Source organism: Cyclobacterium sp. 10D3-21 (assembly GCF_055809755.1).
Map to the genome: position 1 here is coordinate 158,938 of NZ_CM147924.1, position 16,317 is coordinate 175,254.

16 protein-coding genes are annotated in these 16,317 nt (G+C 40.0%); 1 reads left to right on the forward strand and 15 read right to left on the reverse strand.

Annotation, left to right across the window (positions count from 1 at the left end; genetic code table 11):
• Positions 1-67 precede the first annotated feature (67 nt).
• The 6 genes from AC0L7T_RS00685 to AC0L7T_RS00710 all read right to left on the reverse strand — a co-directional run bounded on the left by AC0L7T_RS00685 (position 68) and on the right by AC0L7T_RS00710 (position 6,648).
• On the reverse strand, positions 68-1,513 hold the full coding sequence (locus AC0L7T_RS00685) for a DUF1593 domain-containing protein (RefSeq protein ID WP_473340330.1): 1,446 nt from the start codon (positions 1,511-1,513) through the stop codon (positions 68-70).
• Positions 1,514-1,917: 404 nt separating this feature from the next.
• Positions 1,918-2,832, reverse strand: a complete 915-nt coding sequence (locus AC0L7T_RS00690) for a DUF302 domain-containing protein (RefSeq protein ID WP_473340331.1) — start codon at positions 2,830-2,832, stop codon at positions 1,918-1,920.
• A 603-nt stretch (positions 2,833-3,435) separates the two neighbouring features.
• Complete coding sequence (locus AC0L7T_RS00695; protein WP_473340333.1) at positions 3,436-4,095, reverse strand: peroxiredoxin-like family protein; 660 nt, start codon at positions 4,093-4,095, stop codon at positions 3,436-3,438.
• A gap of 68 nt (positions 4,096-4,163) precedes the next feature.
• Positions 4,164-5,573: an FAD-dependent oxidoreductase gene (locus tag AC0L7T_RS00700; RefSeq protein WP_473340334.1), complete on the reverse strand. Its 1,410-nt coding sequence runs from the start codon at positions 5,571-5,573 to the stop codon at positions 4,164-4,166.
• 11 nt (positions 5,574-5,584) lie between these two features.
• The gene (locus tag AC0L7T_RS00705) at positions 5,585-6,031 is read right to left on the reverse strand and encodes a DUF417 family protein (RefSeq protein ID WP_473340335.1); all 447 of its coding nucleotides are present in this window, start codon (positions 6,029-6,031) and stop codon (positions 5,585-5,587) included.
• Between the two features lie 71 nt (positions 6,032-6,102).
• Positions 6,103-6,648 carry a carboxymuconolactone decarboxylase family protein gene (locus AC0L7T_RS00710; RefSeq protein WP_473340336.1) on the reverse strand — a complete coding sequence of 182 codons (546 nt, stop codon included), beginning with the start codon at positions 6,646-6,648 and terminating at the stop codon, positions 6,103-6,105.
• 569 nt (positions 6,649-7,217) lie between these two features.
• Here AC0L7T_RS00710 and AC0L7T_RS00715 point away from each other — a divergent pair.
• A complete protein-coding gene (locus tag AC0L7T_RS00715; protein ID WP_473340337.1) occupies positions 7,218-9,374 on the forward strand; it encodes a glycoside hydrolase family 15 protein in 2,157 nt (718 codons plus the stop codon).
• 305 nt (positions 9,375-9,679) lie between these two features.
• Here AC0L7T_RS00715 and clcA read toward each other — a convergent pair whose 3' ends face one another.
• The 9 genes from clcA to AC0L7T_RS00760 are packed head-to-tail and all read right to left on the reverse strand — an operon-like array spanning position 9,680 to position 16,317.
• Positions 9,680-10,993, reverse strand: coding sequence for a H(+)/Cl(-) exchange transporter ClcA (clcA, locus tag AC0L7T_RS00720; RefSeq protein ID WP_473340338.1), 1,314 nt, complete (start codon positions 10,991-10,993; stop codon positions 9,680-9,682).
• Positions 10,994-11,001: 8 nt separating this feature from the next.
• On the reverse strand, positions 11,002-11,901 hold the full coding sequence (locus AC0L7T_RS00725) for a F0F1 ATP synthase subunit gamma (RefSeq protein WP_473340339.1): 900 nt from the start codon (positions 11,899-11,901) through the stop codon (positions 11,002-11,004).
• Positions 11,902-11,908: 7 nt separating this feature from the next.
• Positions 11,909-13,450, reverse strand: coding sequence for an alternate F1F0 ATPase, F1 subunit alpha (locus AC0L7T_RS00730; protein ID WP_473340340.1), 1,542 nt, complete (start codon positions 13,448-13,450; stop codon positions 11,909-11,911).
• A 1-nt stretch (position 13,451) separates the two neighbouring features.
• A complete protein-coding gene (locus AC0L7T_RS00735; protein WP_473340342.1) occupies positions 13,452-14,228 on the reverse strand; it encodes a F0F1 ATP synthase subunit B family protein in 777 nt (258 codons plus the stop codon).
• Positions 14,229-14,235: 7 nt separating this feature from the next.
• Complete coding sequence (locus AC0L7T_RS00740; protein ID WP_473340343.1) at positions 14,236-14,505, reverse strand: F0F1 ATP synthase subunit C; 270 nt, start codon at positions 14,503-14,505, stop codon at positions 14,236-14,238.
• Positions 14,506-14,561: 56 nt separating this feature from the next.
• A complete protein-coding gene (locus AC0L7T_RS00745; RefSeq protein WP_473340344.1) occupies positions 14,562-15,302 on the reverse strand; it encodes a F0F1 ATP synthase subunit A in 741 nt (246 codons plus the stop codon).
• Between the two features lies 1 nt (position 15,303).
• Positions 15,304-15,606, reverse strand: coding sequence for an N-ATPase subunit AtpR (locus AC0L7T_RS00750; protein WP_473340345.1), 303 nt, complete (start codon positions 15,604-15,606; stop codon positions 15,304-15,306).
• Positions 15,599-15,931, reverse strand: coding sequence for an AtpZ/AtpI family protein (locus AC0L7T_RS00755; RefSeq protein ID WP_473340347.1), 333 nt, complete (start codon positions 15,929-15,931; stop codon positions 15,599-15,601). Before AC0L7T_RS00755 ends, AC0L7T_RS00750 begins: the two co-directional genes overlap by 8 nt.
• Positions 15,928-16,317: a F0F1 ATP synthase subunit epsilon gene (locus AC0L7T_RS00760; protein ID WP_473340348.1), complete on the reverse strand. Its 390-nt coding sequence runs from the start codon at positions 16,315-16,317 to the stop codon at positions 15,928-15,930. Before AC0L7T_RS00760 ends, AC0L7T_RS00755 begins: the two co-directional genes overlap by 4 nt.

Here is a 16,317-nt window from a genome sequence, read left to right on the forward strand (position 1 = left end):
CTGGAAATTCATTTTCCAGTCATAAATTATCACCTTTTTACAAGTATACTTTTTAATTCTCTCCACCTTAAATTATAGTGACTATCACACGCCTGTATCTGGTCAATTGAGGGATTCCATTGTCAGTCACTTCACAGATGATATGGATCGTTTGACCTGGTTTGGCATCTTTAGGTACTGTTAGCGTAGCCTTTTGGTTTGCTGCTTTCTGGATCAATACCTCTCCTTTATACGTTCCAGGATCTTTGTACTGCCACCAGGAATACTTAAGTTCATCACCATCAGGATCATGAGAGCCTGCTGCACTTAGCTTTACTTTTGCCCCTGCTTTAAGGGATAGGTCCTGAGGATGTGCCAGTACAACGGTAGGCTCGTGGTTGGCCTCCTGGTAGGACTTAATGGTCCAATCGGCACGTGCAGCAAAATCGTTTTGCATTGCTGCGGTCCAACGCCAAAGCGGTTCCAAATAATCCGTCAACTCCTGGTCATTGGGAATGGCTTCTTTAAGCCGTTCTCTTCCCCAGGCAGAGTTTCCATACCACCTTCCTTCAGGGTATTTGTAAGAAGGATCAGCGACAGGGTCTAGCCAGGTATTTTCCCGCACCTTTACATACCTTCCACCCCAGCCTCCAAAGTCCGGAGACTCCATGCTTCGTAAGCCTGTAGGAATGGTATGGAGAAAGGCAGGAGAATCTCCTTCGGATCTAAAGTCTCCTTCTTCGAAACCCTTGTCTCCTGAATTATGCGCAGGATACATGGATAACAATGGGCCGTGGCCTTCCAGAATGTTTTTCTTCATCCAATCCCCATCCAGGTATTTTTGTTGTTCAGCAGGAAGATACTTTTTCCAATGATAGAAAATGGCAATAAACTGATCTGAGATGATGGTTGGGATGTTGTATTTTCCCCAGACCGGCCGAATGTATTTTTGGTAGGTATCGTCTTGTTCCCAGATAAAATAGAATCGGATTTTACTGGCTACCGTTTCCATCTTGTCTGCATGGTCTTCTTCTATTGTTTTCAAAGCCCGTGCGATGGTATTGGTTCCGCCCCAGGCCTGAATCCAAATCGGGCGATCATCAGATTCATCCAAAAGGACTTTAACGATATGTTGAGAACCGGCAGTTATTTTTTCCATTTCTCCTTCGGTCTCTACATTACCGAGAAAAGTGCGTTCTCTGAGGTAGGCTGCGGTAGGATACTCTTTGTCGTGTTTGAGGAGATTGGATTGTACCTTTGCATAAGCTTCCAGGTAAGGAACCGCCCAGTCGTCTCCTGCCCATTTGTGTCCATGCCAATGGTACTGAGAACTCGAGGTAATGATCCCTTCTATGTCCCATTCATTGGCATAAAGCAGGAATCGAACCATAGAGCATTCATCATCTATTTCTCCATCACTCGTGACGATGACCCTTGGCTTAAATGGTTTTTCCTGGGCAGAGATCTCCCCACAGAGGCAACTTATTAGGAGTAAGATTAGCAGTTGGGGCGAAAAATGTTTGAATGGTTTCATAGGTTTAATGTTAAACCCGGATTATGTAATAGGATTCGTGATGAGTGTTGCAATCGCAAGAAAATCAGGCTGTTTGGAGATTTTAGCATAGCACCGCTATGGTGAAATTGAAAACAGCAACGAAGTGGCTGATTTTAAAGCGATTTCAGCACGTAATAGAATGTTTATTGCATATTTCGGGTTAAATAGGTTAGGCTAATTTTGATCTGTTTAATCTATCAAAAAGTGTTGCCTAAAACAAGCCACTAAACCAAATAAATTCTCTGGGGAAGCCAATACTTTATAGAACGAATAGGTTTCGTCTAAAAGTAAAATCTTCACCTGACCAGTAGATCAAGTGAAGATTCTTATAAAAGCATATTGCAGTTTTAGCCTAAAACCAGCTAAGAGAGCGGCTGCAAAAATCAATTGTTCCCAGCTGCGGCATTGGTTATATTTTGAAGGGCATTGCTGATCTGCCCAACTTCCGTATCACTTCCAGTAATCTGATGACGCTGTCTTAAAAATTCAGGATCATTGTAAGAAAGGTGGACTTTACCATCAGCATCTTCCCACACAAGAATTTTTTGGGGTAAATCCAAACCAATGGTTTGAGATTTCTGCATTAATGGGGTTCCTAAATTGGGATTCCCGAAAATCATGATTTTTGTAGGCCTCAATTCAAGTCCTTTGCTTTGGGCATTTGCCTGATGGTCTAACTCGGCCAGGATGGAGAGGTTTTCATTTCCGGAAACGATGGTTTTTAAATTTTGGTAGGTTGCTTCGAAATCCTGGGAGCTCGTTACTGTTTCTATCCCTTCATTCGCAGTGACAGATTGAGAAACACTACTGCTTAGGTCATTTTGTATTGCTCCACCTACTAGGTTTTCCAGTGCGGCGGAAATTTGAGTGAGGCTCGCTTCTCCTCCCAAGGCATGGCGTGATGCCAAATATTCTGTGCTATTGTAGAGGGCAAAAACGGAATCTTCCATTGAGTAAAACAACACTTTTTGAGGGAGGTCTAAACCAGCAAGCTGATTTTTCTGCATCAAAGGGGTGCCAAGATTAGGGTTTCCGAAAAAGATAATCTTGGTTGGCCCTAAGTCTTTACCGACAGATGTAGCGTTTTGTGCATGATCTACTTCTGCCACTATTCCGATTTGATCGTTGTTATTCAGAGCCGTTTTTAATGCGGTGTAAGCTTCCTCCATGGGGACTTTACTTATCCCATATTTTGTGCCGGTAACTTTAGGGTTAATGTCTTTATCCGGTTCATTGTCAGCATTAACGCAGGAAAACATTAATAGCACACAACTGAAAATTGAGATTATTTTATACATTTCAAATTTCTTTAAATAGATACCTTAGATGATACTTTTTAAGCTACTATTTGTGCTTCAATAACTGTTCCAATATTTAATTTCACTTTTCCGGTAAGTTGGGGCGTTTGTATAGGTAGTAATATAACGTTAGTTGGTGCCCTTTTTTACGTTTTAATTGAGCCTACTTCGGTTAGATTTTGTCATCATTGTTGCGGAAAAAAAAGGCAACAATGCCGCCAAAATCATCCACATGTTTTACCTTGTCCACGGGTTAAGCACCCGTGGTTATTATTGTTGAAGCCTTTCAGGCTTCTTTCGGGAAAAGTTGTGAGATTGAGTTTTTTCTGGAAAAACTAAAGATTTCCTTTATAGCTACTAAAGCTAAAGTATTTAGGAAGTTTATTATCTCAAAAGCTTAAGCTGAATCGAATTTTTTGGATGGATAAAGCTTCTCTTACGACACATCAAACCATATTAAATTTGAAATATATCTCGATGGGTTAGATTTTGTCATCATTGTTGCGGAAAAAAAAGCAACAATGCCGCCAAAATTATTTACCGAATATTTCTGGTCCGCATGTTAGCACTCGTGAATATTATCGAAGCCTATAATGCTTCTTACTACCTGTTTTTTAAGAAGGCTACTAAATCCTCTGGATTTGCTCTGTTTCTATAATCAGCATCCAAAAATGCATATTCTATAACGCCGTCCTGACCAATAATATAGGTTGCAGCAAGTGGGAGCTCATTTTCTTCATTGCCATTGTAAGCACTGAGATTAAACTTCTCCCCATATATTTTTGCCACTCCTTCGAAAAGTTGAAAGACGATGCCATATTCTTTACCCACTTTGTTATCAAGGTCACTCAAAACTTCAAATGCTAAATTGTGCTTTTCTGAAGTGCTTAGTGATTTGTCTGGGAGTTCTGGTGTTAATGCCAGTAGTTGGGCTCCAAGTGCTTTGAACTCGGGTAGGGCTTCTTGTAAATGATGCAAAGTAAGGTTGCAATAAGGACACCAGCCTCCCCGGTACCAGGTTAGTACTACAGGACCATTTTTTAACTGATCAGAAAGCTTTACCTTTTCTCCTTTTGCATTGCTCAATACAAAATCCGGAGCCACTTCCCCTACTTGTCGGGCTTTTTCAACAATACCACTTTGGACAACTTCATCTATGCCTTTTTTATAGGTGATTTTAGTTTCGTCAGGAGCAGTTTCATTGAACTTGTCTTTTTGCTGTTGTAATTCTTCCTGTAATGTCACTTTTGCTTGATCATTCATAGTACTTATTGCTTTTAATTCAAATTACTATACCCAAGTCCGCCAAAAAGGATGCCAAGGATTATAAATTAATTTTTTAAAAATTCCCTCAATCCGTAGCTTGCCAAAACCCCTTCGCCAGTAGCAGCAGCTACCTGAGCTATGGCTCCTTCACGGTTATCACCAGCCGCAAAAATTCCATTGATAGAAGTTTTCGCCAAACCTGTGGTGGTTATAAAACCACGTTCATTCATTTCCACCAAACCTTTAAAACTCGCATTGTTGGGTTTTAGGCCCACAAAAATGAAAACGCCATCAGCTGTGATCACTTCTTCTTCCCCCGTTATCGAATCCCTTACCCGCAATCCCGAAAATTTTCCATCGGGATCAATGTCCAGTGCAATGGAATCTTTATTGTAATGGGTTTCTACATTGTCAAGCTCAGGCAGTTTATCGATATAAGTTTGGGATGCCTTAAAGGCTGCTCTTCGGTTAACGATTTTTACTTTCTTCGTAAATCCAGAAAGAAAGATACCTTCTTCTAAAGCTGAGTTTCCACCACCTATTACAATCACTTCCCGATCTCTGTAAAATGCGCCATCACAGGTAGCGCAAAAGTGCACGCTGGCTCCCAATAACTCGCTTTCGCCTGGTATGTTAAGCTTTTCGTAAGTAGAGCCTGTTGAGAGCACTACGGAGCGTCCTAAAAAGAGGTTCGTTTTGGTTCTTACGTTAAACAGGTTGTTGACCTTCTCTATGCTTACCACCTCTTCGCCTGTCTTTATGGTCGCACCATATACTCGTGCTTGTTCTTCCATTTTATCCATAAGGTCAGGACCTGAAATGGATGTAAAACCGGGATAGTTTTCAATTTTTTCGGTTAAAAAGGCATTTCCACCAACCGTTTTTTTCTCCAGAATTAAAGTGCTGAAGCGATCTCTTTGGGCATAAATGGAGGTGGTCAAGCCTGCCGCACCTGCACCTATGATGATGCTATCAAATACCTTGGTGATTTTTTCCTCGTCAAGTTTGAGAGCAATTCTCAGGGCTTCGTTTTCAGGCTCCACCAAGATGTCTTCATTAATGAGAATGGTAGGAATTTTCCTTTTCCCATTGTTGATTTTTTCAATAATCGGTATTGCCCATTCGTTTTCATCAATATTGATGTATTGAAAGTTAATTTTATTGTCTACCAAAAAAGATTTTGACTTGATACAGTCCGGACACCAATCAGCACCGTAAAGTATAATCCTACCTTGTTCATTTATCCCTAGGATACTGGAAAGTGCTGCATTATCCGGATTGGTATAACTTTTTCCATTGATTATCAAGGTTGGAATGATACGCTTGCCCTTGTTTATTGCTTCTACTTTTTTGGTAGCGGCTTTATCAAGATCCACATCTACAAAAGTAAAGTCCACATTATTTTCAATTAAGAAAGCTTTTGCTCTTCGACAATCAGGACACCAGTCGGCACCGTAAAGTGTTATCTCGTTCATTGTTGCGTAATTTATAATTCAGTATCAACTATAGCGTTTGAGTATTTTCCCCAAACCATTAATGATATGGCTAGGTATGGGATGTCTTTGATCAAAAAGAAATCTGTAACTGGAAAGCCATCAACTAATTTCCAAATACCTGGAGTGGTAATCAGAAAACTAAGCGTGGTAATAAAAATGACAGCGGAAACTATTCCGGCAATTTTTCCTAACTGTGGCCAATGCAATGAGCCAAATAATAATGCCCCGATGACAATTTCTGAAAAACCTAAAAGGTTGGAAACTGCCTGTAAGGACAAGAGACTGTAAAGCCAATTCATGGCGAAATGATTTTCCACCAATGGCTTTATAGCTGCGGCCTCTGTAGGCGTAAATTTAAACAATCCTATCCATATTAGTATGAGGGCTGTGCCAAATACTCCTATTTTATAAGCTAGTGTTGAAATTATGTTTTGCATAATTTGGGTTTAAAAGTAGGTTTTGCAACAATATTCCAAATGAATACCTATTGCAAAACCCATGTTGAAATTTATAGCTCTGGAGCTACTGGAAAATCAATTTCAAAACCTGTAAGGTTATGAATATAGTTGCTCATGATTTTGTCACCTATAAGAATGACCACATCTATCAAATTTGCTTCATTGTAGCCAGCTGCAAAAAATACTTCCTTTACATTTTCTTCTACTTTACCATGGTTGCTTACCGTAGCTGCAGTAAATTTTGCCAAGGCATCAAGCTTTTCATCAAAACTTGCCGACCCACCACGAATTTCAAGAATTTGCTCGTCTGTAAATCCGTTCATTTTGCCTAGCGCGGTATGGGCTGACTGGCAGTACCTACATCCGTTGATTTGACTAGTAACCAGGTTAACCACTTCTTTCTCTTTGGCTTTGAGTGTTGTTTTTCTACCTTGAAGGGCCAGGTAATCAGGTAAAGCTGTTTCATTTTTGGCAAAAAAGGCGTAGAGGTTTGGGACAAAGCCAATTTGTTTTCCTACTTGTTCGAAAATAGCTTGGTTGCTTTCAGATACTTCAGATTTTGTAGGTACGTTAAATGCTGTTGCTGTAGTTGTCATAATAAAATGTCTTTAATTTTTGTTTGTTGATTAATTACAATGCAAAGATTCAGCATTTACAGCAGATAGGGTTAGGTGAAATTGCCTTGCTACTTGGCAATTCTTCCCAAAGCAAAAAATTAGTTATTAAAGTAAGCGATTGGAAGGTGGAAATTGGCCAGAAAGAGCTTTTAACAAGATGCCATCGCAAGAAAATTTGTTTAGTGAAAACCCAAAAGCCGATAATTTGTCACCCGTTCCTTTTAATCCCTATTAGAAAAGTTTATCAGTTCAATGAAATCAGAATTATAAACAAATCGGCTTGCATAGTTTGATTTAGGTTATGCATCTCTCTTATCATAAACGAGGAAACCCATTATAATTATTCCTTACTTATTGCAGTGAACTTTATTCCTTGAAGTAAAATTTTAAACTGATGCAGATCATGTTTCAAGCCATCTACATAAAGTAACTTCGCTTTTTGAGGCTAAAAATTATTCGCCTATCAAAACCATATCATTAGTTTTAATAGAAACGGGATATGGAAATTCAAAAAATCGAATTTTATCTTAGAAATTATCTTTTAAAATATGTCTCAACAATCAGAGGCGCCAGGCGCACCCGGACTAGAGGCCCGATGGACTTCTAGCAGAAAATCAGGAATAGGTAAGGCGCTCAACTCGGCGTCCGATGTAACTTTCACCCTTAGTCACGGCATTCTTAACGAAGTGTACTATCCGAGAGAAGATATCGCTTGTATACGGGATATGGGTTTTATCATTTCTGACGGTCACAAGTCCTTTTCAGAAGAGAAAAGAAATACGGAACATTTGACAAAAACCATCAAAGAGGGTGTCCCTGCCTATCGGGTAATCAATACTGACCCATTTGGGAAATTTCAGATTACCAAAGAAATTATTGTTGATCCTTTTAGAAATACGGTTTTACAACATGTAGTATTCGAACAAAAAGACTCCAATCTTCCTTTACAACTTTTTGCATTACTTGCACCTCATTTAAACAATGAGGGAGGCAATAACACTGGTTGGGTAGGTGAATATAAAGGTTCAGAAATGTTATTTGCTCAGAATGGAGACATTGCCCTGGCCATGGCCTGTTCTAAAAAATGGCTGAAACGGTCTATCGGTTATGTTGGTACATCTGATGGATGGACCGATATAAGGCAACACGGAAAATTAACCTGGGAATTCGACCATGCCAAAGGGGGGAATATTGCCCTAACTGGAGAAATTGATCTTACAGAGCAAGAATTTGTATTGGCGTTGAGTTTTGGTAGGACCCATTTAGAGGCGGCCAATCATGCGCGCGCAAGTATACTGGATGGTTTCGATAAGGCCAAAAAAAGGTATATAGAAGAATGGCAAAACTGGCAAAAAACCCTACCCAAAATTGCGGCAAAAAATTTTAAGATAAGTGCTGCTATTTTGCGTATGCATGAGGCCAAAAACTTTCCTGGCGGTATTATCGCAAGCCTTTCCATTCCCTGGGGAGAGACTAAAGGGGACACAGAAAAAAGTGGTTACCATGTGGTATGGCCACGAGATCTGGTAGAAAGTGCTGGTGGGTTTAACGCTTTGGAGACTAAGGCAGATGTATCCCGGATTGTTAATTATCTTATGTCCACACAAAATGCCGACGGCAGTTGGCCTCAAAACATGTGGCTTCAGGGAGAACCTAACTGGATTGGATTACAAATGGACCAAATTGCCCTGCCAATTATAGAGATTTTAAAAGGCTACATGCGGAATACCATGGGTAAACACCGGATGCACAGGTATTGGCCCTTGGCCAAAAAAGCCATTATTTTCCTTTTGAAAAATGGACCTCATACTGAACAAGACCGTTGGGAAGAGGAAAGTGGTTTTTCTCCGTTTACAATGGCAACAGAAGTTGCAGCAATGCTTGCAGGGGCTGAACTTGCGAAAATAAACGGAGAAGATGACCTTGCTACATATTGCAGGGAAACTGCTGACAGTTGGAACGATACCATAGAATACCGTACCTATGTTACCGGTACTCCCCTTGCGCAAAAGCACAATGTGGAGGGATACTACATCCGCATAAATCCATTTTCTGAAATTCCTGCATCAGAATTGGGTAATCGGACAATCAATTTAATAAACCATCATGCGGACCAAGGTAAAACCAAAATAAGCGAGCTTGTTAGCGTGGATGCATTGGCTTTGGTTAGGTTTGGCCTTAGGGCTCCCGATGATCCCAAAATCCTGAATACCTTAAAAGTAATAGATGCTGAATTAAAGGTCGACACTCCCAAAGGTAGTTGCTGGTACCGCTATAATAATGATGGCTATGGCGAACAAGAAAACGGCGATCCTTACACAGGTACAGGCATAGGTCGAGCATGGCCGTTATTGTCAGGGGAAAGGGGTCATTATGAAATAGCGGCAGGCAATATCGATAAAGCAAATAAACTTTTAAAAGCCATGGATGCCTTTGCCAACAATGGCTTGTTACCCGAACAAATATGGGACAAGGCAGATATTCCAGAAAAAGGTTTATACTTTGGATCGCACACAGGATCCGCCATGCCGTTATCGTGGGCCCATGCCGAATATATCAAACTTTGTATTTCAATTGACCATAAAAAAGTGTTTGACATGCCCGAGCACACACAAGAGCGCTATCTACAAAAAAAAAGAAAGCCGTTTATCAGGTATGGCGTTTTGACAATGGGATTAAAATACTGCCAAAAGAAAAGATATTAAGAATTGAGACCTTCGCAGAATGTACTGTTCATTGGACTGATAATGATTGGAAAGACCAGCACATAACAGAACCCAATGAAAATGGTGCTGGAATTTTCACCACAGACATTAAGGCAAATAAAAAATCGGTTAAAATCGAATTTACCTTTCATTGGAATGAAACGGACAAATGGGAAGGAAGAAATTTTTCCGTAATGATAGAACGTGAATAATTCTAAAATCCTGACATAAAGCATTTAACCTGGAATATGTGAAAAGGCTTCCTGATCTTTTGGGGTCAGCAATTCTGGCCTTTAATAGAAAGTCTATTGCCTATTTTGGATTAAAATTCGTTTTAGCAAAATGGAGTAAATAGGGCCATTCCCTAATACTGCAGTGCATACAGATGCGGTTACCGCCGTAAACATTAAGGGAAGAATCAATTCATAGTTCGCAGTCATTTCAACACTTAGCGCTAAACCTGTGAGAGGAGCTCTAATCGTAGAGGCAAAAATACCTGCCATACCCGCCACTGCGAAAATAGCTGGATCTTGAACCAGGTCTGGGTAAAAATATTGTGCCAGCCCTCCAAAGAGCATTCCTGAAATTACTCCTAAGGTAATCAATGGGGTAAAGATGCCTCCTGGCACGCCTGAACCATAACTGACAATTGACAAAACCAATCGTACTAAAAAAAGTAACAAAAGGAATTGTAGGGTAAATGAATTCTTGGTCACGTTGAATATCGTATTATATCCAGCCCCAATCATATCTGGCCAAAACCTTCCAACTACGGTAATTACAAAGGCCAACAATATTGCAACCGTAACATAATTCAGTTTGGTTTTGTCGAAGAAATCCAGACTTTTGATCAGCAGTTTATTGAAAACAATTCCTATAAAACCCAAAAGAAGCCCAAGAAGAACAAAAAGCCAGATCCCGGATAAATGCTCAAAAGTAAATATTGTTATTTTTATAATAGGTCCACCACCAACCAATAACCTTACGATCATGTCAGCTGAACCGGCTCCTATCATAAGGGCAGCGACAGAATAAAAATTGAATTTAAAATGGCCGTTCATCTCTTCGATAACGAAAATGATTCCAGCAAATGGTGCATTGAAAGCGCTTGCAAGTCCTGCCGCTGCACCTGTAGAAATCAGGGCGTTATTTTCTTCTTTAGGTTGTTTGAAAACATCATCAACCATCTTACCAACATTGGCTCCCATTTGAACTGTGGGTCCCTCTCTACCCAATAATAAACCACTACTGAGCGAGAATATTGAACCAAAAAATTTAACCGGTAAAACCTTTCTCCAACGTATAGGCCTAATGCCGTCCAATGCGCCTTCAATTTCCTGAATACCACTTCCCGCAGCTTCAGGGGCAAATTTCTTTACCAGGAATATGGAAAACCATATCGCTAGAAATGAGAAAAAAAACGGCCATAACCAATTTAACCAATCAAAATTCAGTTGGTCAGGGGAAAAGGCGACTTTAAGCGTATTTAGATAAGAAAGTATCAGTCGAAATAAAGAACTCAATAATCCTGAAATCAAACCAACCAAAAGTGCATAAAACAAAAGCTTGTAATTGCGTGTATCGACCTCCCTTAATCTGGATGTTTTTTTTATCCTCATGGGCAGTCTCAACTATTTTTTTCCTTCTTTAAGGCAGTAAAGCCAGAGACCACATCAAAAAGTTCTTCGTCTATTGAACTCTGTCTTAACCGATGATATGTATGCCCAATATTATCAAGCAATTCTTCAATATTTTTTTCTGCACGTTGCATGGCATTCAATCGGCTGAAGTTTTCACTGGCCAATGATTCAGTACAGGTTTTATACAGGGTAACAAAAAGGTATTCCCTTATTAAACGATGTATTAGTTTATCGCTATCTCCAATAACTTCAGGTAGTTTCTGGGTAGGCCATTTTAACAGCCCTTTATCCTGGAGCCATTTTTCATCCAGGGGGAATAAACGTAATTTTTCCTGCTGGTAAGCCCCTTCTTTTACCAAATGGTTATGAAAAAGATAAAACTCATCTATGTTTCCATTTTCCCAATTTTCCTCCAATTGAACCAGAATTGATCCGATTAGAGTGGTGATCGCGTTAATGGAATTTGGAAGGTTGAATTGCTTGGTTACCGTCAATCCCATATCCGTCAACAACAAGGGGACGCGAACACCAACGGTCCAGATTTCCAAATTACCCTCATGAGTTGATAATGACTTTGAAACATATTCCGAAAGGGCATCGTTAAACTGCCCAACAAATCCTTGATCTGACCCAAAAACAATCGCACAATTAGATTTTTCCCCTTTAATAGCTTTAGTTTTCTGTTTTGTGCCTGGATTTCCAAGTCCAATATGCTTTAAATAGGCAACAAGCCCCAAAGAAACATTGGTCCAGTAATCACCCAACGATTCCATGGCCAGTTCATACTGGCCAATATTGGCACCTGCCATAGCCTTCATGGTTCGCACGATGGTGTTTAGCTCTTTGGCTCCTTTGATCTGTCTTGTTAAGCTTTCCAGCGAATCCATTGGGAATTTATTTAGGTAGTTGTTCTGTCTCTTGAAATGCTTTAAGTGCAGTTTTTGAAGCGGTTAACATACTTTCCTGGCCATTTTCATCTACTCCTTTACTGGAGTAAAAGCTTTTTAGAACCTCTTCGGGCAAAGTTGCTATACTTTTTATAACCGCCATTTCAGCCTCCCGCATATTTTCAAGTGAAATGGTATCAAAAAGGCCATTGGTCAGTGCCAGAAGTACAGCTATCTGTTCCGCTACGGATAAAGGTTGTAATTCATTTTGTTTGAGAATCTCTCTAATGCGCTTGCCATGTTCAATGATACTTCGTGTTTCTTCATCCAAATGGGAGCCAAAACGGGCAAAAGTTTCCAATTCTTCAAATTGCGAAAACCCAAGTTTTAAATCACCGGCAATTGCTCTGTAAGCCGGCAATTGCGCTTTTCCTCCCACACGAGAAACTGATTTACCAACCTCAACTGCAGGTAAAATACCCAATTCAAATTGTTTGGGTGAAAGGTAAATCTGCCCATCGGTAATCGAAATAAGATTGGTAGGAATATAGGCCGCAATGTTTTGTGCTTCAGTTTCAATGATAGGAAGGGCGGTTAATGATCCCCCACCAAGTTCATCGCTCAAATGCGTAGAACGTTCTAATAACCTGGAATGGATGTAGAAAATATCGCCAGGAAAGGCCTCCCTTCCCGGTGGTCTTTTTAGCAAAAGGGAAAGCTCACGATAGGCCCTGGCATGGTTCGTTAGATCATCATAGACGATGAGTACATCCTTACCATTTTGCATAAAATACTCAGCGATACTGGTGGCAGCATAGGGCGCAATGTATTGCAATCCAGGAGAATTGTTGCCCTCTGTAACCAAGACAATGGTATAGGCCATGGCCCCATTTTCTTTTAAGTCTGCGATGACTTTAGCAACAGAAGAAGCCCGTTGCCCGATGGCACAGTAGACACAGATAACCTCTTTGTCTTTTTGGTTCACAATCGTATCTAGAGCAATGGCGGTCTTACCTGTTTGCCGGTCACCTAGAATCAATTCCCGCTGGCCTCGCCCAATTGGAATAAGCGCATCAATCACCTTAATTCCCGTTTGCAAGGGCATGCTTACCGCCGAACGATCCATAATTGCTGCAGCATCCCGTTCAATAGGCAGTCTTTTTTCATAGGAAATGGGCCCTTTATCATCCATAGGTTGACCCAAAGGCCCAATCACCCTTCCGATAAGGGCTTTTCCCACTGGGACATCCATTACTCGATTTGTCCGTTCGACAAGGTCACCAGTATTTAGGTCAGAATCTTCTCCTAAAAGGATGGCTCCGATTTCGTCTTCATCAATATTAAAGGCTATACCGTATAAATTCCCGGGAAATTTTAGTAATTCCTCATATCCTACATTGGGAAGACCCGATACTTTTACCACACCAGCGGAAACACTGGTAACATGACCTACTTCTTTTGGGGCTAAATTAAACGAGTGCTTCTCCCTTTGTTTTGCAAAAGCATCAAACGTATCATCCAATAAACCATTATAATCTGTTACGCCCATTTCATTTAGTTTTCGTTTCTATTTCCACCTTTTTTCCAGCTTCATATTGGTCTTGAAAAGATTCTAAGTAATCAGAAACACTCCACGATAGTTTGTAACCATTCGTTAGCATTTCAATGCCATTTATTAGTTCTGGTCGGATCACAAATTCGTAGGTGGTTTCGGTATTTAGCACAGCATTTACTGATTTTTGTACCGCAGCTTGTTGATCGGTAGATAATTCAAAAGCACTTTGCACCACTATAGGTTTATTGCTTTCTTTCAGCGCTGCAGCAAATTTTATTTTTTCTTCCTCATTTAAGTTATCCAATTTTAGCAATAAGACCTTCAGCGTTTGCTCTTCCAAACTTGCAGAAGAAAGATCCGTTAAGGTTTTTCTTGTAATGTTTAGCACTTCATCTCCTATCCTTTTTGCTATATTATTGTTTTTACTAGCTTGATCCTCAGTAAAAGCTTTTTCTAATTTTTCCTTGAGCTCATTGGCTTCATTTCTAGCTGTTTCTTTTAGTTTCTCACTCTCCGCTTTTGCTTCAGAAAAAGCCTTCTGCATCAATTCAGCTTTCTGTTTATCAAAAGCTTCCTTCTTTTGGTTGAATTCATCCTGAGCTTTTGCAGCTTCCTTTTTTTGTACCGCTGCATCCAAAAGTTGATTCTTTATATTCGTTTCTCTTTTATCGATTGCAGCTAAAATAGGCTTATAAAGAAAGCGTTTAAGTAACCACATCAACAATATAAAATTGATGATTTGGGCGATGAGCGTAAACCAGTCGATATTCATTTTGAAATTAGTTAGCGATGAAATGGTTCCAGAAAGGATTGGCAAAAATTAGGATCATCGAAATCACAAAACAGTAGATTGCCAATGATTCAAGCATAGCCAAACCCACAAATAAAGTACGTGTAACGGTTTGACTTGCATCTGGTTGTTGTGCCATTGCACTTAGTGCAGTTGAAATAGATTTTCCCTGTCCAAGCGCAGGTATCATACAGCCAATACCTGTAGTTAATCCTGCGGTAATGATCGAGACCAAAGCGATTATTGTTGTACTATCCATAATATTGTATTTTTTGTTATACCAATTTTATTTTTGAATTAAATTTTAATATGGGGTTATTTTGCTACTAGTTTAGCTTCAGTTACGATTTCAGGTTGCTTGTTCATTTTCTTTTTTTTGACCTTCTTTCTATCTGATTCTTCGGTAGCCGCAGCAATATAAACGGTTGCCAAAATGCTAAATATATAGGCTTGTATAATTCCCGTGATGAGCCCTAATACTGTCATCATGACAGGAAAGAACAATGGTGCTATACTCAATAAAATAGTAACAATTAGTCCTCCACTCATGATATTACCAAAGAGACGAACCGCGAGTGCCAAGGTCCGGGACAGTTCACTTATAATATTAAAGGGAAGCATTATAAATGTCGGTTCAATATAGGTTTTCAAATACCCAAGAACACCGCTTTCGGCAATGCCAAAAAGAGGCGTTGCAAGAAAAACGCATATCGCCAGTGCTGCCGTTGTGGATAGCGAACTGGTGGGAGGTTCGTAGCCTGGGAAAATGATACATAAGTTAGCAAAGGCAATGAAAATGAACAGGGTACCGATAAAACTTAAAAACTTTTCAGACTTCTTTAGCCCCACTTCCTTAATCTGTTGGTTCATGCCAGTAACAAGCATTTCTAAAATACACTGCCAGCGTGATATTTTTAAATCGGTACGTAGTTTTCTAGTTACCAAAAAGGACGCCATTACCAATACAAACATTAATATCCAGGTGGTTACCAATGTAAGGTTGATGGTTATAAAGCCGTTTTGCCAGAAAATCGTTTGGTCAGGACTCAGTTCCATCTTAATAATCTTTTTCTAGTTTCATTGGGACTACCTCTTTTGACTTGGTCATTTTAATGACAATAAAACGAGCAATTATAAAACCGAAGAGGCAGATCAGCATATACTCCAGACTGTTTTGGCCCAGGTAATAGAAACCTAAAAGAGTAATCCCTACCCTTATAAATAAACTACCTAAATACCATAATACCACCTTTTTGGAGGTCAACATTTTTTTTGAAGTGAACCAAAGTCCTCCAAAAAACAGAAATCCCAGGCAAGCGCCGCCAAAGAAAACCAGTAAGTACATCACTAAATCATTCATTTTTTTTCTTTTTATGTTCGTGCATTGATGTATTTTCTTTGTCTATCCATTGCCAGGCAATTGCACAACCAATGAAAAGACCAGCAATTAATAAGGTCAAGGTCCATGAAAAAGTCTGTGGATACCTAACATCCAACCACATTCCTAACATGGCACCCAATATTGTGGGAACTGCTACCGACCAACCCACCATGCCAAAGGTGCCAAAGCCAGCCCAAACACTCTTTTTTTCCTCCTCCCGGGCATTCATCATTTGTCGCTCTTTGCTTTCAACTTCTTCTATGAAGCCCTTTACCCTTTTTTTACCTTCAGCGTTAGTCTTCATGATTGACGTAGTTTTTTCATACCTTGCATAAATTCGGTTTCCAATTTGGCGACGGCCTTCCGCACATCCCTTTCTGTTTCGTCCAGGTTCACAAACTCCTTTTCCACAGCTTCTCTAAGTTTTCCCAGATTGGCCCCGGCAATTGCATTTCTTACAGATATTTCTACATATTCACCCTTTTTAGTCAATATCCCCTCGTCCATCGCTACATAGTGTTCTACACCTTCCTTTGATTCATAGACCAAGATGCCAGGTACTAAAGCGGCAACGCAATCTAATCGCTGAGGTAAAAAACCGTAGGAACCGGCATTGGTATCAACCACAATACGCCGTACTCCCGAAATTTTCAGAAATACTTTAAACGGAAGTAATATATGTAGGTCCAT